18 protein-coding genes and 1 tRNA gene are annotated in these 19,570 nt (G+C 71.4%); 12 read left to right on the forward strand and 7 right to left on the reverse strand.

Annotation, left to right across the window (positions count from 1 at the left end):
• Window positions 1-5: 5 nt before the first annotated feature.
• Window positions 6-1,223: a phosphoglycerate dehydrogenase gene (gene serA / locus BM290_RS35740; RefSeq protein ID WP_093620444.1), complete on the reverse strand. Its 1,218-nt coding sequence runs from the start codon at window positions 1,221-1,223 to the stop codon at window positions 6-8.
• Window positions 1,224-1,467: 244 nt separating this feature from the next.
• A complete protein-coding gene (locus BM290_RS35745) occupies window positions 1,468-2,391 on the reverse strand; it encodes a phosphotransferase (RefSeq protein WP_093620370.1) in 924 nt (307 codons plus the stop codon).
• 119 nt (window positions 2,392-2,510) lie between these two features.
• Here BM290_RS35745 and BM290_RS35750 point away from each other — a divergent pair, with 119 nt between their 5' ends.
• From BM290_RS35750 to BM290_RS50255, 3 genes are all read left to right on the forward strand, one after another.
• Window positions 2,511-2,729, forward strand: coding sequence for a hypothetical protein (locus BM290_RS35750; RefSeq protein ID WP_093620371.1), 219 nt, complete (start codon window positions 2,511-2,513; stop codon window positions 2,727-2,729).
• Window positions 2,730-2,796: 67 nt separating this feature from the next.
• The gene (locus BM290_RS35755) at window positions 2,797-3,636 is read left to right on the forward strand and encodes a DMT family transporter (RefSeq protein ID WP_177320030.1); all 840 of its coding nucleotides are present in this window, start codon (window positions 2,797-2,799) and stop codon (window positions 3,634-3,636) included.
• A gap of 310 nt (window positions 3,637-3,946) precedes the next feature.
• The gene (locus tag BM290_RS50255) at window positions 3,947-4,918 is read left to right on the forward strand and encodes a hypothetical protein (RefSeq protein WP_239143952.1); all 972 of its coding nucleotides are present in this window, start codon (window positions 3,947-3,949) and stop codon (window positions 4,916-4,918) included.
• 19 nt (window positions 4,919-4,937) lie between these two features.
• Here BM290_RS50255 and BM290_RS35770 read toward each other — a convergent pair whose 3' ends face one another.
• From BM290_RS35770 to BM290_RS35780, 3 genes are all read right to left on the reverse strand, one after another.
• Window positions 4,938-5,819, reverse strand: coding sequence for an SPFH domain-containing protein (locus BM290_RS35770; RefSeq protein ID WP_093620372.1), 882 nt, complete (start codon window positions 5,817-5,819; stop codon window positions 4,938-4,940).
• 95 nt (window positions 5,820-5,914) lie between these two features.
• Window positions 5,915-5,987 (reverse strand) — tRNA-Arg (locus BM290_RS35775).
• Between the two features lie 18 nt (window positions 5,988-6,005).
• On the reverse strand, window positions 6,006-7,088 hold the full coding sequence (locus BM290_RS35780) for an alpha/beta hydrolase (protein ID WP_093620373.1): 1,083 nt from the start codon (window positions 7,086-7,088) through the stop codon (window positions 6,006-6,008).
• Between the two features lie 171 nt (window positions 7,089-7,259).
• On the opposite strand from BM290_RS35780, the gene BM290_RS35785 reads away from it, so the two are divergent.
• The 9 genes from BM290_RS35785 (at window position 7,260) to BM290_RS35825 (ending at window position 17,878) form a co-directional block, all read left to right on the forward strand.
• The gene (locus tag BM290_RS35785) at window positions 7,260-7,925 is read left to right on the forward strand and encodes a single-stranded DNA-binding protein (protein ID WP_093620374.1); all 666 of its coding nucleotides are present in this window, start codon (window positions 7,260-7,262) and stop codon (window positions 7,923-7,925) included.
• 312 nt (window positions 7,926-8,237) lie between these two features.
• On the forward strand, window positions 8,238-8,708 hold the full coding sequence (locus BM290_RS35790; RefSeq protein ID WP_239143953.1) for a hypothetical protein: 471 nt from the start codon (window positions 8,238-8,240) through the stop codon (window positions 8,706-8,708).
• Between the two features lies 1 nt (window position 8,709).
• Window positions 8,710-9,768: a cobalamin biosynthesis protein gene (locus tag BM290_RS35795; protein ID WP_093620375.1), complete on the forward strand. Its 1,059-nt coding sequence runs from the start codon at window positions 8,710-8,712 to the stop codon at window positions 9,766-9,768.
• Window positions 9,765-11,291, forward strand: a complete 1,527-nt coding sequence (locus BM290_RS35800; protein WP_093620376.1) for a cobyric acid synthase — start codon at window positions 9,765-9,767, stop codon at window positions 11,289-11,291. Before BM290_RS35795 ends, BM290_RS35800 begins: the two co-directional genes overlap by 4 nt.
• 107 nt (window positions 11,292-11,398) lie before the next feature.
• Window positions 11,399-12,478, forward strand: a complete 1,080-nt coding sequence (locus BM290_RS35805; RefSeq protein ID WP_093620377.1) for a M48 family metallopeptidase — start codon at window positions 11,399-11,401, stop codon at window positions 12,476-12,478.
• Between the two features lie 57 nt (window positions 12,479-12,535).
• Complete coding sequence (locus BM290_RS35810; RefSeq protein WP_177320036.1) at window positions 12,536-13,882, forward strand: dipeptidase; 1,347 nt, start codon at window positions 12,536-12,538, stop codon at window positions 13,880-13,882.
• Between the two features lie 15 nt (window positions 13,883-13,897).
• Entirely contained in the window at window positions 13,898-15,373 is a 1,476-nt protein-coding gene (locus BM290_RS35815; RefSeq protein ID WP_093620379.1) for an FAD-dependent monooxygenase, read from the forward strand.
• A gap of 220 nt (window positions 15,374-15,593) precedes the next feature.
• Complete coding sequence (locus BM290_RS35820; protein WP_239143970.1) at window positions 15,594-15,782, forward strand: hypothetical protein; 189 nt, start codon at window positions 15,594-15,596, stop codon at window positions 15,780-15,782.
• A gap of 293 nt (window positions 15,783-16,075) precedes the next feature.
• Complete coding sequence (locus BM290_RS35825; RefSeq protein WP_093620380.1) at window positions 16,076-17,878, forward strand: ATP-dependent DNA ligase; 1,803 nt, start codon at window positions 16,076-16,078, stop codon at window positions 17,876-17,878.
• 75 nt (window positions 17,879-17,953) lie between these two features.
• On the opposite strand, the gene BM290_RS35830 is transcribed toward BM290_RS35825, so the two are convergent.
• Window positions 17,954-18,385, reverse strand: a complete 432-nt coding sequence (locus tag BM290_RS35830) for a hypothetical protein (protein WP_093620381.1) — start codon at window positions 18,383-18,385, stop codon at window positions 17,954-17,956.
• Window positions 18,386-18,513: 128 nt separating this feature from the next.
• The gene (locus BM290_RS35835) at window positions 18,514-19,500 is read right to left on the reverse strand and encodes an SURF1 family cytochrome oxidase biogenesis protein (RefSeq protein ID WP_239143954.1); all 987 of its coding nucleotides are present in this window, start codon (window positions 19,498-19,500) and stop codon (window positions 18,514-18,516) included.
• Between the last annotated feature and the right edge of the window lie 70 nt (window positions 19,501-19,570).

A 19,570-nucleotide genomic window follows, 5' to 3' on the forward strand; every position in this document is an offset into this window, starting at 1 on the left:
GCGTATCAGTTCAGCACGCGCAGCCGGACCGTCTGCTCCATGTCGCGCAGCTGGTCCAGCACCTCGTCGGGGTAGCCGCGGGCGATGTCGGTGATCAGGTAGCCATACTCCCCGCGGGTGGAGAGCATCTGACCCTCGACGTTGACGTTGTGCTCGGCCAGGATCCGGTTGACCTGCGCCAGCACACCTGGCGTGTTCTTGTGCATGTGCACGATGCGGTGCATGCCGGGCAGCTCCGGCAGGGTGACGCCGGGCAGGTTGACACTCAGCGAAGTGTTGCCCTCGGTCACGAATTTCGCCAGCTTGTTCGCCACGAAGCCGCCGATGTCAGACTGGGCCTCCTCGGTCGAACCGCCGATGTGCGGGGTGAGAATCACGTTCGGCAGGCCACGCAGCTCGGACAGGAACTCGTCGCCGCGGCCCTTCGGCTCCGCCGGGAACACGTCGACGGCGGCGCCGGCCAGGTGGCCGCTCTTCAGCGCGTCACGCAGCGCCAGGTGGTCGACGACGATCCCGCGGGACAGGTTGAGGAACAGGCTGCCGGCCCGCATCTTCGCGAACTGCTCGGCGCCGAAGAAACCGGCGTTGCCGGGCCGGCCGTCGACGTGCAGCGTGACGATGTCACTCGACTCCAGCAACTCGTCCAGGCTGGCGCAGCGGTGCGCGTTGCTCAGCGCCAGCTTGTCGGCGGTGTCGTAGAACGACACCGACATGCCCAGATTCTCCGCGAGGACCGACAGCTGGGTGCCGATGTTGCCGTAACCGACGATGCCGAGACGGCGGCCGCGGATCTCGTGGGCGCCGTCGGCCGACTTGTCCCACACGCCGGCGTGCATCAACGTGTTCTTCTCGGTGAGCCGCCGGGTCAGCGCGATGATCTCGGCGATCGCCAGCTCCACCACCGAACGGGTGTTGGAGAACGGGGCGTTGAACACCGCCACCCCGCCCGCCGACGCCGCCGCCAGATCGATCTGGTCGGTGCCGATGCAGAACGCGCCGATGGCGACGAGCTTGTCGGCGGCCTCCAGCACCTTCGCCGTCACCTGCGTCTTGGAGCGGATGCCGAGCAGGTTGACTCCGGAGATGCGCTCGATCAGCTCGACCTCGTCGAGGGCGTTGCGCAGGGACTCGACCTGGAAGCCGTCCTCCTCGAGGCGGGAAACCGCGTCGGGGTGAATGCTCTCCAGAAGCAGGACTCGCACCTTGGGCTGGTCGCTCATCATCTTCCGTTCCATGATTCGGTTGGGCGCCCGGGCCGCCACGCCGAAGCCCAGTTCACGGGCGTCAAGCCTAGTCCCCCGGTGTGCGGGGCCCGGTGCGGTGTGCTGGAGGTCCCATCTACCGGTCGACCCCGTAACTGTTACGGGACGGCGGCGGGTGTGGTTCAGCCACGTTTCGGTGATGGCGGCCGGATCCGCCGCCGCCCTCGCAAACAGGAGAAACTCGCGGTGCCGCGACGGCGTCGGGTCAGTCGCCGAAAGCCTCCCGCAGCCACGGCACCAGGGCGTCGCCCTGGAAACGCTGGAACTCCCGCAGCGTCGGCAGACCGGGTGGGGCCGGCTGCCGGGCACGGTGCAGGAAGTAGCCGGCGGCGCCCGCGAAGACCCCGACGACGATCTCCCGGTCGACACCGGCCAGCAGCGGACCCGGATCACCGCCGTGCACCACCACGTTGATCGCCAGCAGCGTCGCGTCGAGCCACGCCGGGCCGGTGCAGCCCCACGGCCAGTCGATGAAGACGAACCGGCCGTCCGGCCGGATCAGGATGTTGTCGGCCCGCAGATCGGTGTGCGTGACGGTGTCGCCCGCGGCGAGCGCGGCGACGCCCCGATCGGCGGCCGCGCACAGGTCGTCGAGCCGCCGCGCCGCCCACGGGTCGAGATCGGCCGGCGGGTCGGCGGCCACCTGCCGCCACTCGCCGAACGCCGGCCCCAGCCGGTCGGCCGCGGAGGGCAGACCGGAGATCGGCGCCGGCGTGAGCGCGGCGGCCAGGTCACGCAGCGCGGCGGCGGCGCCGCGGATCTCCGCCTCGACCCAGGGAGTCCGCGGATGGGCGCCGGCCACATCCTCCAGGACCAGCACCACCCACTCGCCGTCGTCGAACCCGCCGAGCACCCGGGGCACCGGCGCGCCCACCGGCATCGCCGTGCTGATCCGCAGCTCGGCACGGGCCATCGCCGCCGAATCCGCGTTGAGAGCCGGCGTGACCGCCTTCACGAACGCCCGCCGGCCCGACTCGGTGCGGACCCGGTCGGCGGTGCCCGGCGAGAAGCCTCCCGCCTGGGACTCCGCCGCCACCACCGGCCCGCCGCCGATGATCTGCTCGATCTCCCGCCGGACCGGGCCGGGCAGATCATCCCAGCCGATCCGCACGCCACTCGCCACCACCATGCCGGCGATCGTGGCAGGAACCGGCCGTGACGCCCAACCGGATTTCCCGGCGCCTGTGGACAACGGGCCGCTGTGGACAACGGGCCGGGAGGTCACCCGCCGGGGTGAGGATGTGGGGCATGACGGAGACGTTCGCCGGCGGCGCCGGACACGACTGGCAGGGCATCCTCGACGAGCGGGTGGAGCGGGCGGCCCGCCGCCGTGAGCGGCTGGCACAGGAGCGGCGCGAGGTGGGCCGGCGGCGCGCCCACGGCCTGATCGACCGGCAGGCGGCGCGTCTCGCCCGGGCCCGCGCCGGACGCGCCGGTCCGCGGGTTGACGGCGCCGGTTCGGGGTAGGGGACGGCCGGCCGGCGGCGTTCCCGGCTCGGTATCGTCGGTGGAGAACCTGTCTCGAGGTGACGCGGTGGGATCGCTGGGCTGGGCCGTGCTGCTCTCCCTGCTGTCCGTGGCCGCCTACGCGGGCGCCGCGGTGGCCCAGGAGCGGCTCGCCGGGAGCGGGCACCGCGGCCGGTCCCGCTGGGCGACGGCGCTGCTGCTCACCGGGGCCGGCGCGGGCCTGCACGTGGTGGCGCTCAACTTCGGCACGGTCGCCGTGGTGCAGGCGCTCGGCACGCTCACCCTGCTGTTCGCGCTGCCCATCGAGGTGGTCCGGTATCGGACGAGGATCAGCGCGGCGTCCTGGCGGGACGCGGCGGCGACGGTCGCCGGGCTGGCGCTGATCCTGTCGCTGTCGGTGGAGCCGGACACCCCGGAGCTGCTGACCCGGCCGGTCACCCACCGGCTCGGGCTGATCACCGCCGCTGTGGTGTTCGTGGGCTCGCTGGGCGCCTGGCGGGCCGGGCCACGAAGCCGGGCGGTGCTGCTGGCCGCGGCGGCGGGGACCGCGTTCGGGATCTCCTCGGTGCTGTCCAAAGCGGTGCTGACCTCGTTCACGACCGGCGGGCTGGGCGCTGTGTCGGTGTCTGCGGCAATGCTGGTGGCGGCGTTCGCGGTGTGCGGTTACCTGCTCGGCCAGCTGTCCTACCGGGGTGCCGGGCTGGCCGCGCCGCTGGCCACGGTCAGCGTCACGAATCCGCTGGTCGCGGCGGTGGCCGGAGTGGTGCTGTTCGGGGAGGGGGTCCGTTTCGGGACGGGCGGGCTCGTGACGGTGGCGGTGGCGGCGCTGGTCATGGGGTGGGGCGTGGTGGGGCTGGCGCGGCGCAGCGCGGCCTCGTCGACGACGGGAGCGGCTGCGGCGGCCTGACCTGGGTGTGGCGGGCGCTGGGCGGTGATCGCCGGCTGGGCCGGGCGGTGGCCTCGGCCGGCGTGCGGCGTGCGGCGGGCGCTGGGCTGTGATCGCTGGCTGGGCCGGGCGGTGGTTTCGGCCAGAGTGTGGCACCCGCTGCGATCCACGACCCTGAGGACGGTCGATAGGCGAGGGGGAAGACTCTCGCCCCGGCCGAAGCCCTCGGCGCGGCATGATCGAAATCTTTTTCACCGCGTTGATCCGAACTGGGAGCGTTCCCGTATCGATGCCCGTAGGGTTCCATCGGGATCGGGAAAGCAGCAGGCCAATGCACCGGAAACTCGTCATCACCGTCGGGCTCGCCGTGACCATGGCGGGCGCCGGGATCGGCATCGCCTCGGCCGCCCAAGCCGCCGTGCCCACCGTCAACTGTCCGCAGGTCTACATCACCGTCGCCGTCCCGCAGCAGGCGCAGGCCGAAGTGGACAGCAACCTCCGGCAGATCGACCAGCAGATCAACGAGGCCAACAACCGCATCGCCGCCACCCAGGGACAGGGCGGCGCGAACTTCATCCAGAACGCGATCCTCGGCCCGCTGAAGGACAAGCGGTTCGCGGCGATCAACCGGATCGAGACCGCGATCTCCCGCAACGCGCCCCGGCCCAACCTCAACGCCGAACGCCTGTCGGTCTGCACGCTGAACCAGAACGGCGGCGCGCCCGCCGTCACCACCCCGGCCGCCGCCCAGCCCGGCAACAACCTCGGCATCCTCACCGACAGCTGCGACACCAGCCGCCTCGAAGCCCACGACGGCTTCCAGAAGGGCAACCGGTGCGTCTCCACCGAGTTCGGTGAAGTGGGCAACGCCGCCAACAACCCGACCCTGCTGATCACCAGCGCGCCCCGCCAGGTCAACCGGAACCAGGCGTTCACGATCCAGGTCAGCACCCGCAACCTGATCCGCGACCGGTTCCTCGCCGCCGGGCAGGGCGGCTACTACGTCGAGTCCAGCGTCCTGAAGAACGGGCTCGTCCGCGGCCACTTCCACACCGCCTGCCGGATCCTCGACAGCCAGCAGCAGGCCCCCGCGCCCGACCCGGTGCCCGGTTTCTTCGTCGCCACCGAGGACAGCCGCGGCGGCGCCACCCCCGACACCGTCGCCATCCAGGTGCCGGGACTGGCCCAAGCAGGCACCTTCCAGTGCTCCGCCTGGGCCGGTGACGGCTCGCACCGCATCCCGATGATGGAACGCGCCAACCAGACCCCGGCCCTCGACTCGGTCCGCGTCCAGGTCCGCTGAGCCCGAATCCCTGACCCGCTCAGCCCGCCTGGACCGGGCGGGTCAGGGACACCGTCCCACCCATGCACAGACCGGGCTCCTTGCCCAGCTTCTCCGCGATCTGCAGACACCGCGCCACCTGGTCGACACTCGCGTCGGTCCGGGTGATCTCCGCCCTGGTCTTCGCGTTCGCCTTGTCGATCTCCAGGTTCCGGGCCTCCAGGATCTTCTGGCCGTACGCGGCGATCGCCTGCGTCGTCGGCTCGTCGTAACGCGGCGACTCGAACGCCACCGACTTCACCACGATCTCGTCGCCCAGTTCCGCGTTCAACGCCGTGATCAGCGTGTCCTTGTACGTCTTGTTCAGATCCGGCGCCGGCGCGTCCCCACTCGTCGGATCCACCGCCCCCAGCGGATCGAACGACGCGAAGATCGACGTCATCGCACCGTTGATCTGTGGATTGACCCGCCGCTCCACGAACACCTCGAACCGGCTCTTGTCACCCACCTCCCGGTAGGCCGCCCAGTTCTCCGGCGCCTTCTCCGCCTGCGCCGACCACTCGATCTGCACCGGGATGCACGCCCGCCGCTGCGCCGCGATCGTCACCCACACACACTGGTCACCCAGATGGGCGTACGTCTGACCCGACGCGTCCCACTCGTCGATACCCTGCCACGGCAACGTCCACTGCAGGCCCGCGCCCGTGGTCCGGCCGGTCGGCTTGTTCCAGCTCGTGACGATGCCGACATTCCGCGTCGGCACCACCGTGATCGACGCCGTCACGATCGACGCCACCGCCAGGAACAGGCTCACCGCGAACGTGGCCCACGCCGGGCGGCGAACCTTGTCACTCTTACCGAAGATGACGGCCAGCAGCGCGAACACCGCGACACCGGCGAGAAGAAGACCGAAGACGAACAACGAAATCAGAACTCCTGATCAGGCAGAATCACACGACCGTGACCAAAGATGATCACGGTGTGACGATAAGCCACCCGATCAACGAGGAAGTGTTGCGCGCCCGGCAGGATTCGAACCTGCGACCGGTGGATTAGAAGTCCACTGCTCTATCCGCTGAGCTACGAGCGCTGGCCTAGCCAGCACATCCTAGGCGGTCGTGCCGGACTTGTCGTCCGCCTCGTCCGCGGCGGCCCGCTCCACCGCGGCCTCCGCCTCCTCCAGAACGGCGGCAATGCCCGGTTGATCCTCCGGCGCGGGCGGAATCTCCGCCTCCACCACACCCGGCGCCGGCAGAAAACCGTCCACCCAGCGTCCCAACTCGCGGAACACCTCGGCGCGTACGTCCTTGCCGGAAAGCGTCAGATCGTGCATGCCGCCGTCGAACTGGGCGATCGTCACCCGCGAACCCAGCCCCGGCGCCCAGCGCACGATGTGCCCCACATCCAGCACCGAATCCGTCACCCGGACATCCTCGTGCCAGTCCCGGCCCCGGAACGTCCGCGTCGAACACGCCACCAGCACCGGCACGTCGATCGCCAGACCCGACCGCAGCTTGCGCTGCCCCCGGCGGATCGCCTCCAGCCAGCCCATCGTCACCGGGAACCCGAGAATCGGCTTCCACGCCAGGTCGTAGGTCCACTCCCCGTGATGGTCACTGTGCAGACTCTTGCCGTACAAACCCAGAGAAGCGACAGGCATCTTCTTGTACGGCGACCGGCCGTTCACCGCGAGCACCAGCGACATCAACGGGCGACGCAGCAGCCACGGCAGGTTGAAGTCGAAGAACGGGCTGTTCAGGAACAGGCCGTCGACCTTGCCCTGATCCCGGCGCGCATGAGCCCACAACGACGTGATCAGACCGCCCGTCGAGTGACCCGTCACCAGCAGCTGATCGTGACCGTCGTCCTCGCGGATGACCCGGACCGCCTCGTCCAGCTCCGGGAAGTAGTCGGTCAGGCTCCGCGCGAAGTTCGGCGTCTGATGCGGCAGCAGGCTCCGCCCGTACTTCCGCAGGTCCAGCGCATAGAAATCCCAGCCCCGCTCGACGAAGAAATCGGCCATGTGGGTCTGGAAGAAATAGTCCACGAACCCGTGAACGTGTAGCACGGCCCGCCGCGAGGGAGTCTCCGCCCGGCGGCGCACCAGTGTCGCCACCACGGGGCCCTCGTCGTCACTGCCCAGCTCGATGGTGTGCCGCTCGTACGGCCATCCGAGGACGTCGGTCTCCACGCCGACAGGTTACCCATGGGTACCGGCCGTCGCGCCATACCAGATCCGTGATCCTTCACGACCGTCATCCACAATCCGCCGCCGTCCACAACCGGTCACCGCAAGATCATCGTCAGTGACGCAATCTCGAACCCGACCGCACCACCGGCCCCTCAGAGAGGAACCAACGTCGTGTTCGAAACCAACCTGGTCGTCGTCGGCAATGTGCTCACCGCCCCCGAATGGCGGCGCACCACCACCGACAACACCCTCGTCGCCAACTTCCGGATCGCGTCCACCGCCCGCCGCTTCGACCGCGAGACCAACCGCTGGACCGACGGCAACAGCCTGCGCGTCCGCGTCACCGCCTGGCGCCGCCTCGCCGAAGGCGTCGCGTCCTCCATCGCCGTCGGCGACCCGATCGTCGTCTACGGCCGCATCTACACCCGCGACTGGGTCGACGACGACAACAACAACCGCGTCTCCTACGAGATGGAGGCCTTCGCCATCGGCCACGACCTGGCCCGCGGCCGCTCCCGCTTCTACCGCAACAAACCCGCCGCCAACAGCACCATCGAAAGCCCCGACGCCGACGCCGTCATCCGCGGCGAAACCACCGTCGCCCTCGACGACGAGGAGATCCCCGTCGGCCTCGGCGACGGCCTCCCCGACCCCACCCCCGACGACGACGGCCCCACCTTCCTCGAAGTCGTCGCCGGCATCACCGACGAGACCGCCGAAGCCGGCGACGCCCCCGAAGCACCCGGCGCCCCCGGCCCCGCCGTGCCCGTCTCCGCCCCGCCCGCCGACACCCGCCGCACCCGGCGCACCACCCGCCGCGAACCCGTCGCCGCCTGAGACCTTTCCCCGAGCCGCCGCCACCGGCCACCGGATCCCTGCGGATGACCGGTCGCGGCGGCGCCCGGCGGCCCGGCCGGCACCGGGATCACGTCCCCCACCACCGCCCGGGTGGCGGGACGACCGGCCGGGCCGCCGCGGTCCCCCGAACGAGGGATGCGCACCACAACAGCCGAAAGGGCACACAGCATGGCCTTACTCGACGATCAGGCCCCCCGCCCATCGGGACCAGCCGATCAAACCCTCTGAAACAGCCACCGGACGGAGCGGCCCGGGTGGGCTTCCCGCATCACCAACCGGCAGACTGAACCCGTGCTGCTGAAGGACATCCGCGCTCTCGCGACCGAGACGATGGTGCTATCGCCGGAGGACCAGCCGGCCGAGGACGCCAACACCAACTGGTTCGGCGCCCCGCCGCACGAGCGCATGGGCCTGTCCGCGGACGAGGTCGTCACCGCGTTCGAAGAGACCGCCACCAGCCTTCGAGACCGGGTGGCCGGCCTCGGCCATCGGGGCACCGCCACCTTCTACGTCTGGCACGACGCCGTCGCCGGGCAGCTCCGCTGCTCCGCCCGCACGTGCAAACCCAGCGACCTGCCGTTCACCACCGACTACCAGATCACCGACGACCTGCGAGCCATCGTCGTCGAATTCCTCGAGGACCGCGCCCCCGGCTCCATCGTCTGGGGCGAGCTCGAACCCGTGCCGTACCCCGACGACACCGGCAACGAACCGCCGGCCCTCGCCGTCTGGGCGTTCGACCTCACCCCGTTCGGCCGCTGACGTGCCACCACGCTGGGCCCCCGACGCGGCCGGCCTCATCGCCGGATACCTGCTCGACGCGGCGCTCGGCGACCCACGACGCCTGCACCCCGTCGCCGGCTACGGCACCACCGCCGCCGCCCTCGAACGGCGCCTCCACCGGCCCACCCGTACGGCCGGAGCGCTGTTCACCACCATCGCCGTCGGCGTGCCCGTCCTGGCCGGACTCGCCGCCGCACGAGCCACCCGCCACCACCCTGCCGCCCGGTTCGCCGTCACCACCGCCGCCACCTGGACCGTGCTCGGCGGCCGCACCCTGCGCCGCGAAGCCCGCACCATGGCCCGCCATCTCGACGCCGGCGACCTGCCCGCCGCCCGAGGCCGGCTCAACCACCTGTGCGGCCGCGACCCGTCCGCACTCGACGAACCCGAACTCGCCCGCGCCACCGTCGAATCCGTCGCCGAGAACACCTCCGACGCCGTCGTCGCGCCACTCGTCTGGGGCGCGCTCCTCGGCCCGGCCGGGCTCCTCGGCTACCGGGCCGCGAACACGCTCGACGCCATGGTCGGGCACCGGTCGCCGCGGTTCGCCCGGTTCGGGACACCGTCGGCCCGGCTCGACGACCTGCTCAACCTCGGGCCGTCCCGGCTCACCGGGCTGATCACCGTGGCCGTCTCGCCGGTGGTGGGCGGGACACCGAAGGAGACACTGCGGGTGTGGCGGCGCGACCGGGACGACCATCCGTCGCCCAACGCGGGCCAGTGCGAGTCCGCGATGGCGGGGGCGCTGGGGGTGCGGCTCGGCGGGCGGAACGTCTATTTCGGACGTAGTGAGACACGGCCGTTCCTGGGTGACGGGCCACGGCCGTCGGCTGCGCATCTGCGGCGGGCGGCGCGGCTCTCGGGAGCGGTGGGGGCGGTCGCCGTCGTGCTGACGGCTGCCGTCGCCGCGGTACGGGGCACGATCACAGCCGGTGGAGGCGGCGGGGGCGGGGCGGGGCCCGAAGGGCCGAGAGCCCCGAGAGCACCCAAAGCGCCGAGAACACTCAAAGCACCATTCCGCCCGCGCGGCCGCTCATGACCGGCGGCCTCCTGATCGCCGGCACCACCTCGGACGCCGGCAAGAGCGTCCTCACCGCCGGCATCTGCCGCTGGCTGCACCGCCGCGGCGTCCGCGTGGCCCCGTTCAAGGCCCAGAACATGTCCAACAACTCGGTGGTCGTCGTGACCGCCGACGGCCGCGGCGGCGAGATCGGCCGGGCCCAGGCGATGCAGGCCGACGCGTGCGGTGTCGCCCCCGACCTGCGTTTCAACCCGGTCCTGCTGAAACCGGGCAGCGACCGTTCGAGCCAGGTGGTCCTGCTGGGCGAGGCCGTCGACACGGTGACGGCCGGTAACTACCGCACGTTGCGCCCGAGGCTCGCCGAGACCGCCCACGCCGCTCTGGCGGACCTTCGCGCCGACTACGACGTGGTGATCTGCGAGGGCGCCGGCAGCCCCACCGAGATCAACCTGCGGGACGGCGATTTCGTCAACATGGGCCTGGCCCGGCGGTTCGGCCTGCCGACGGTGGTGGTCGGTGACATCGACCGGGGCGGGGTGTTCGCCGCGTTCTTCGGCACGCTGGCCCTGCTGTCCCGGGAGGATCAGGAGCTGGTCTCCGCGTTCGTGATCAACAAGTTCCGGGGTGATCTGGGGATTCTCCGCCCCGGACTGGACATGATCACCAAGGCGTCCGGCCGGCCGGTGCACGGCGTTCTGCCGTACCACTCCGATGTCTGGCTCGACGGGGAGGACTCTCTCGCGTACGGCCGGGTCCTGGGCCGTCCGGGACCGCCTCGCGGGACCGCCTGGCTTCGCGTCGCGGTGATCCGGGTGCCGCGGATCTCGAATGCCACCGACGCCGAGGCGCTGGCCGCCGAGCCGGGGGTGCGGGTGCAGTTGACGGTGGAACCGGCCGAGGTCGCCGACGCCGACCTGGTGGTCATTCCCGGCTCGAAGGCCACCGTGAGTGATCTCGCGTGGCTGCGGGAGACGGGCCTGGCCGACGCGGTCCGCGCGCACGCCGCCGCGGGCAAGCCGCTGCTGGGCATCTGCGGCGGCTTCCAGATGCTGGCCGGGAGCATCCACGACGACGTGGAGAGCGGCCGCGGAACGGTCCCGGGGCTGGGCCTGCTGCCGGTGGAGATCACCTTCGCGGCCGGTAAGACGCTGGCCCGCTCATCCGGGCACGGTCTGGGTGAGCCGGCGCACGGCTACGAGATCCATCATGGGTACGTGTCGGCGGGCTCCCCGGAGCCGCTGCTGCACTACGACGACGGCCGTCCGGAGGGCGCCGTCGCCGGAAACGTCTTCGGCACGCACTGGCACGGCGCGTTCGAGTCGGACGGGTTCCGCCGCAGGTTCCTCACCGAGGCGGCCCGCCTGGCCGGGCGGCACGGTTTCACGGTCGCCGCCGACACCCGATATGCCCGGGTCCGGGAGCGTGCCCTGGACGTTCTCGGTGATCTCGTCGAGGAACATCTGGACACCGGCGCCCTGTGGCGGCTGATCGAGAAGGGCCCGACGCCGGGTCTGCCGTTCCTGCCCCCAGGCGCCCCGTAGGGGACTTCTCCGGGTCGCAGGCAGGGGACACACGTTGCGTCTCCGGCGTACGTTGGGCGCGGAAGCGCGGCCGGGCGCCGCGGCAGCGGCAGAACGGGGTGAGGCAGATGACGACCGAGGACGACAACCGGCCGGCACGCCGTCGCGTGACCCTGACCGGTATCAGCTCGAGGGCGTGGGAGCATCCGGCAGACCGTGGAGCGCTGTCCGCGCTGCGCGAGTTGCGTGGTTTCGACGACGTGGTGAAAACGTTTTTCGGTATGTGGAACGAGCGGGGTTTCCGGCTGATGTTCCTGGCCGGGGCGATCCGCGTCGACCACCGGCAGTATCCGAGGGTCTACCAGCTCTTCGCCGAGGCGGGCAGCACGCTCGACGTGGCGGAGCTTCCGGAGCTCTTCGTGACGCCGGATCCGCGGATCAACGGGCAGGCCATCGGCCTGGACCGGCCGTTCATCGTGATCACCACGGGCGCTGTCGACACGCTCGACGACGACGAGCTGCGCGCCCTGCTGGGGCACGAGATCGGGCATGTCCGCAGCGGCCACGCCGTCTACAAGACGATCCTGCAGATCCTGACCGGCTGGCTGGCCAGCATCAGCTGGTTGCCGGTCGGGGTGATGGCGCTGCGGGCGATCATCGCGGCGATGTACGAGTGGTGGCGCAAGGCGGAGCTGTCCGCCGACCGGGCCGGTCTGCTCGCCGGCCAGGACCCGGCCGCCTCGCTGCGCCTGCTGATGAAACTGGCCGGCGGTGGCGACCTCTCGCAGATCGACACCGCGGCGTTCCTGGAGCAGGCCGCGGAGTATGAGGGCGGCGGTGACCTGCGCGACAGCCTTCACAAGATCGGCATGACCGCGTGGAGCAGCCACCCGGTGCCGGTCGCCCGGGCCGCCGAGCTGCGCAAGTGGATCGACTCGGGGGAGTATGCGCAGATTCTCGGCGGCGACTACCCGCGCCGTGACTCCGACGGCGACGCGTCGGTCACCGAGGACGTGAAAGCGGCCGCCAAGGCGTACCGGGAGGACTTCGCCACCTCGCAGGACCCGCTGGTCGGGCTGGTGCGGCGGCTCGGCGGCGGCGCCGCCGATCTGGCCGGGGCAGCCGCCGGCAAGGCGTATGGCTGGGCCAGTGACGCGGCCCGGCGTGGGCGCCGCGACAACGGCGGAGAGGGTACACCGGACGCATGATCCATCGGTCGGGCCGGAAACCTGTCACATCTCCGGCCTACGATCGGCGGCATGAGCCTGAGTGAATCCGATCTGCGCGCCGCGATCCGGCGCGAGATGCCCGGTGTCCGCGCCGACCTGGAACGGCTGGTGCGGATCCCGGGTGTCGCCTTCGAAGGTTTCGACCACTCGCACGTGGAGCGGTCCGCGGAGGCGGTCGCCGAGCTGTTGCGCGGGTGCGGGCTCGACACCGAGATCGTCCGCCACGGTGGCCAGCCCGCGGTGATCGGCCGTAAGGCGGCCCCCGCCGGCGCCCCGACCGTCCTGCTGTATGCGCATCATGACGTGCAGCCGGCCGGTGATCCGGCGCTGTGGACGAGCGACCCGTTCGAGCCGGTCGAGCGTGACGGCCGCCTCTACGGCCGTGGCGCCGCCGACGACAAGGCGGGTGTGATGGCGCACGTCGCGGCGTTGCGCGCGTTCGGCGACCAGCTTCCGGTCGGCGTCGTCGTGTTCGTCGAGGGCGAGGAGGAGTATGGCTCCGACTCCCTCGACACGATCATCCACGAGCACCTGGAGGAGCTGCGCTCCGACGTGATCGTGATCGCCGATTCCGGTAACTGGGACATCGGCCAGCCCGCGCTGACCACCTCTCTGCGCGGTCTGGTCAACCTGTTCGCCGAGGTCAAGGTGCTGAAGAGTGCGGTGCACAGCGGCATGTTCGGCGGCCCGGTGCCCGATGCTCTGATCACCCTGGCGCGGCTGCTGTCGACGTTGCACGACGACGACGGCGAGGTCGCGGTGGCCGGCCTGGTCGGTCGTGAGGGCGCAAGCGTCGACTACCCGGCCGACCGGTTCCGGCATGAGGCCGGGATCCTCGACGGGGTGGAGCTGATCGGCAAGGGCACCATCACCGACCGCATCTGGACCAAGCCGTCGGTGTCGGTCCTCGGCATCGACGCTCCCCGCACCCTGGAGGCGGCGAACGCGTTGCAGCCGACCGCCAAGGCGAAGATCAGCGTGCGGCTGGCGCCCGGCGAGGACCCGAAATCGGCGTTCGAGGCGGTCCGGGCCCACCTGGAGAAGAACGTCCCGTGGGGCGCGAGCCTCGAGGTCACGCTGGAGAGCGACGGCTCGCCGTGCGTGATCGACGCGACCGGTCCGGTGTATGACGCGGCCCGTTCCGCGTTCCGGGCGGCGTGGGACGGCACCGACCCGGTGGACATGGGTGTCGGCGGCTCGATCCCGTTCATCGCCACCTTCCAGGAGCTGTTCCCCGGCGCCGCGATCCTGGTCACCGGTGTCGAAGACCCGTATTCGGCGGCGCACGGGCCGGACGAGAGCCTGCACCTGGGCGAGTTCGAGAAGGTCTGTGTCGCCGAGGCGCTGCTGCTCAAGAACGTTGCGGAGACTCTGACGAGGTAGGAGACGGGGTGGCCGATGGCCGAGCTGACTTGTGAGGTCCTCGTGGTGGGCGCCGGTCCGACCGGGCTGATGCTCGCCAACTGGCTGACCAGGCTCGGGGCGCAGGTGATGGTCGCGGACGGCAAGGACGGTCCGACGGCGGAGTCCCGCGCGCTCGTCGTGCAGGCGCGCAGCCTGGAGATCTACGACCAGCTCGGCATCGGCGACCAGGTTCTGGAGGCCGCGCACCGGGCCGAGGCGCTGTCGCCCGGGTTCGGTGCGCGGTCGTTCGGGCGTATTCCACTCGGGCGGATCGGCGCGCGGCTCACCCCGTACCCCTTCATCGAGGTCTTGGAGCAGAGCCGCAACGAGGAGATCCTCTACGACAATCTGCGCAAACTCGGCGGCGACGTGTTCTGGGAGTCGCCGGTGACCGCGGTGGTGCAGACCGACGACGGCGTGGAGGCGAAAGTCGGGAACCACACGGTCCGCGCCCGGTTCTGCGTCGGCTGCGACGGGGCGAACTCGGTGGTCCGCAAGGCTCGCCGGATCGACTTCGAGGGGGTCACCAACCCGCACCGCTTCTTCGTGCTCGACGCGCTCGGCGCGCGTGGCCTGACACCCGGGGCGGTGAACGTGCGCCCCGAGCGGACCGACTTCCTGCTCGGTTTCCCGATGCGCGGCGAGGGCGCCTGGCGGCTGATCGGCCTGGTCCGCGACACGAACGGCGACGGCGACCTGGACGAGGAGGACGCCCGCGAGCGGATGCTGCGCACCTACGGCGTCACCTACGACCGGGCCCGCTGGTTCGCCACCTACCGCGTGCATCACCGGGTCGCCGCCGCTTTCCGGGACGGCCCGTTCTTTCTCGCCGGTGACGCCGCCCACGTGCACTCGCCGGTCGGCGGGCAGGGCATGAACACCGGTCTGCAGGACGCGCACAACCTCGCCTTCAAACTCTCCGACGTGCTGCGCGGCACCCGCCGGGACGGCTGGCTCGACCGCTACGAGGCCGAGCGCCGGCCGGTCGCCCGCAAACTCGTCGCCACCACCGACCGGGTGTTCAACGCGATCACCTCGACCCGGCTGCCGTTGCGGGCGCTGCGGCGCATCCTGATCCCCGTGATCGCGCCGATCGCGGTGCGGGTGCTGCCCACCTCGTCCGGCGGCTCCCGCCTGTTCCAGTACGTGTCGCAGATCCGCATCCACTACCGCCTCGACCCCGACGCCGGCCCGTCCGGCCCCCGCGACCCGGTGCTCGGGCGCCGGCTGCCCTGGACCGGTGTCAACCATGCGGCCCTGCGCGCCGCCTGCTGGCAGATTCATGGGTACGGCGAGGTCACCACAGCCGACGCGCCCGACCTCGGGATGCCGGTGCACCTCTTCCCGCCGGCCCCCGAGACGGGCCTGCAGCCGGGCCTGTTCTACCTGGTCCGGCCGGACGGGTTCGTCGCCGCGCGGGCCGTCCCGGCCGAGGCCGACACGCTGTTCCGGCATGCCCTGGGCAGGTGAATTCCGGTGTCCACAGGGTGGATCAGCCCCTGGCGGCGGCGATCATTCCTGTTAGGATTCGAACATGCGTTCGATTGCCTCGCCTGCACCGAACATGCCTGCCACCAACAGGCCTGCCACGCAGCTCTCCGCTGCGCTGGCCGGTCGCGCGGCCCGGGTCACCCCCGCCGGCCCACGTGACTCGCTCGACCGACTTCGCACACGCGAGCGGATCGAGTCGATCGCCCGGCTCCGTGCCGCGGCCCGCGCCCTGGGCGACGTCGACGTCTCCGGGTGGGACGACGCCACCCTCACCGATCACCTCGACGATCTCTCCAAAGTCCTCTGCACGCTCGACGCCGAGCTGGCCCGGGTCGCCGACTCGGTCCGCGCTCGCGGTTTCCGCATCGAGGAGCCCAAAGCCGCATGATCACGACACCGAAACCAAGGTCAAAATCAGACAACTTCCCTGGGGGTACGGGGTGAGCACTCCCGCCGGGTCCCCAGCACCGTCACCCCCGCGGCTCGTTCCGCTTCTGCGCTGCTGATCCCTCGCCGGGTCTCGTGTTCGTTCCCGGCGCGGTGGGGTATCGCTGACCCGGTGCGGTCTCGTGACGAGGCCGCAGGCTCGCGTCCGGCCGGGCGTGCGCCTGCGGCCCCGGTCTCGGCCGATCGTGTTCGGCGCATGTCACGGGGCACCGGATGACGTGCTCGGCTGCCAGGATGGAGATCGTGCGGTTCCTTGACATAGCAGCCACCTCGGCCGCCGTGGCCGCGACCTCGGGCCGTAAGGCGAAGATCGAGCTGCTCGCCGGAGCGTTGCGACGCCTCGGCCCCGGCGAGATCGTGGCCGGGGCCGCCTACCTCGCGGGTGAGCTGCGACAACGACAGACCGGTGTCGGCTACGCCGCACTGCGTGACCGGCCGGAGCCCGCCGCCGAGGCCACCCTGACCGTGGCGGCCGTCGACGCGGCGATCGCCGAGATCTCGGCCGTCTCCGGCACCGGATCGCAGGCCCGGCGCAAACAGCTTCTCGGCGCCCTCTTCGCCGCCGCCACCGCCCAGGAGCAACTGCTGCTGATCGGCCTGTTCGGCGGCGAGCTACGCCAGGGCGCCCAGGCCGGCCTGCTGGCCGAGGCGATCGCCGCCGCCGCCCAGGTGCCGGCCGCCACGGTCCGGCGGGCGCTCCTGCTCGCCGGTGACCTGAAGGCTGTCGCCGAGGCCGCCCTGACCGGCGGCGCGCCCGCGCTCGCCCAGATCCACCTGCGGGTCGGCACCCCGCTGAGCCCGATGCTGGCGAGCAGCGCCCCCGACGTCGCGGCAGCTCTCCTGGCCACCGGCACACCCGCCGTCGTCGACACCAAACTCGACGGCATCCGCATCCAGGTCCACCGTTCCGGCGACGAGGTGGCCGTCTTCACCCGCAGCCTCGACGACGTCACCGCCCGTCTCCCCGGAGTGGTCGCCCAGGTCAGGGCGCTGCCGCTGCGCGAGGTGATCCTCGACGGCGAGGCCATGCTGCTCGACGAGTCCGGCCGGCCCCGCCCCTTCCAGGAAACCTCCAGCCGTGCCGCCACCCGCGGCGCGAAAGCCCCCGCCAGGCGAGCGGCCACCGGTCGAGGCTCCCGCGCGAGCGACACCGCGTCCACCCCGGCCGTCGGCATCTCCGCCGAAGACTCTTCCGCCGGCGGGTCCTCGGCTGACCCTTCGTCTGCCGGACTCTCCTCCGCGGCCCCTTCCTCCGCTGCTGTCGCCTCGGGTGGGGGCTCGTCCGCCGGCCTATCGTCTGCGGCCCCTTCTTCCGCCGGCGTCGCCTCCGGTGGGGTTTCCTCTCCGCCGGGCAGCCATGCGGCGGACACCGGCCTCCGGCCGTACTTCTTCGATCTTCTCCACCTGGACGGCGTCGATCTGCTCGACGAGCCAGGCCGGGTCCGCTGGGCTGCCCTCGCCGAGATCGTCCCGGCCGCCGCGACTGTCGGCCGATCGATCGCCGAGACCGAGGAGGAAGCAGCCGCCGCGTTCGCCGAGGCGCTCGCGGCCGGCCAGGAAGGCGTCGTGATCAAGGACCCGGAAGCGCCGTACGACGTCGGTCGTCGCGGCTCCGCCTGGGTGAAGGTGAAACCCCGCCACACCCTCGACCTGGTCGTCCTCGCCGCCGAGTGGGGCCACGGGCGCCGCCATGGCTGGCTGTCCAACCTGCATCTAGGCGCCCGCGACCCGGAGACCGGCGGATTCGTCATGCTCGGCAAGACCTTCAAAGGGCTCACCGACGAGTTGCTGCGCTGGCAGACCGAAAGGTTCCAGCAACTGGCCGTCGCCGACAACGGCTGGGGAGTGACCGTCCGCCCCGAACAGGTGGTGGAAATCGCCTTCGACGGCGTCCAGACGTCACCCCGCTACCCGGGCGGTGTCGCGTTGCGTTTCGCCCGTGTCCTTCGCTACCGGGACGACAAGCCGGCCGCCGAAGCCGACACCATCGACACGGTCCGGGCCATCGGAGCCGGCCGACCACCGTCACCGGCCTGATCAGCAGCAGCCTTCCGTCACCGGTCGACCACCGTGGTCGTCCTGACCGGGACGGGCGGAGCCGGCGCCGGCTCTCTACAGGGCGGCGAGGCTGCGGATGTAGTTGACCTGCTGGTTGATCTCGTTCACATCGTCCTCGTGCCGAACCGGGACGCGCGACACGTACTGATGCTGGCCGCTCGTCACCGTGACGCTGACCGTGCCCTGAGCGACCGCCTCCTTGAAGAGCAGGAGGAACAGGCTCAGGCCGGCCGTGAAGCAGATGCCACCGAAGGCGACGATCCGGGCCCAGGTCGGGGTGCGCCGCTGACTCAGCCAGTGATCGGTGACCACCCAGCGCGACCCGGCCAGCGGCAGATCGCCCACTGGCGTACGCACCGTCGTGGAGGTGATCTGCATCTCGGCGATCTCCGCGATCACCGGCCCGGACGGCTCCGGCGACGCCGGTGTCTCGGACGCGGGCGGGGACGACGGCACGCCCCACGGATCACCCGACGGGAAGGTCATGCCCGCGACATTAATCGGCGCCGCCCTCTGTCGCGAAACGATGCCACGCACGTCACCACAAGCAGCCGAAAGCCCCGCCGGACGGAACCGGCCGCCACCGGACGGAACCGGCCGCCACACCGGCCGGGCTAGGAACCCCCGGCGTCGGCAGCCTTGCGCTCCGCCGAGGCAGCGCGGTCCGCCGCCGCAACCCGGTCGGTCTCCACCGCCGCAGCGGCACGATCCGCGGCGGCGACCCGATCCCGGGAGCTGGCCTCGGCGGCCCGGTCGCGGGAGTCGGCCGCGACGACCCGATCCCGGGAGTCGGCGTGGGCCACCCGATCCCGGGAACGCTCCGCCGGCTCGGCCGGACGAGCGCCGCCGGACGGCTCCTGCGCCTCCTTGCGGGCCTGCCAGCCGAACAGCACGAACACCATGCCGGCGAAGAGCCACCACTGAACGGCGTAGCCACCGTTCTGCCACGAGTCCTCGTGCGGGATGGGGATCGCCACGAACGCCGGATCGGCCGCCGGGGCCTGCTCGCTCAGCAGCACATACGCCCCGTACACCGGGAAGGGCAACTCGGTCGCCAGGCGGGGCAGGCTGATCCGGCGGGTGTCCAGACGGCCGTCGCGGCGTTCCACCGGAGCGGGTCTACTTTCCGACAGGTGGATCTGGCCGGTGACCGTGACCCGGCCGGTCGGAGCTGCCGGAACCCGGGGTGATTCGAGCGCGCCGCCGGGCGGCGCAGGCACCCAGCCGCGGTCCACCAGAACGGCAGTGCCGTCGTCGAGGATCAGCGGCGTGAGGATCTCGAAGCCGACCTTGCTGCCGACCGTCCGGCCCCGGGCCTGAATCTCGTTGGCCGGGTCGTAGCGGCCGCTCACGGTCACCTTTGTCCAGGCCACAGCCTCGCCGGGATCCGGGCCGGCGGTCCCGGCCGCGGTCGGGGCGGCGAGCGCCTCGGTCAGCGGGACGGCCGCGACGCCGTTGGCGCTGTCGATCCGGGTATTGATGGCGGTGCGTTCCCGATAACGATCCAGCTGCCAATTGCCGAGCATCACCATGACCACCGAGGCGATGATCGTGAGCGCTGCGGCGCCCAGCCAGCGCGGGGTCAGCAGGAACCGGTACACCCCCTGAGGCTACCTGGCGAAGCGGTGGCTCCTGCCGCAGCCAGGTAGTCTGCGACATCCGGCAGTCGAT

This window comes from Actinoplanes philippinensis (assembly GCF_900113015.1).
Taxonomy (GTDB): Bacteria; Actinomycetota; Actinomycetes; order Mycobacteriales; family Micromonosporaceae; genus Actinoplanes; species Actinoplanes philippinensis.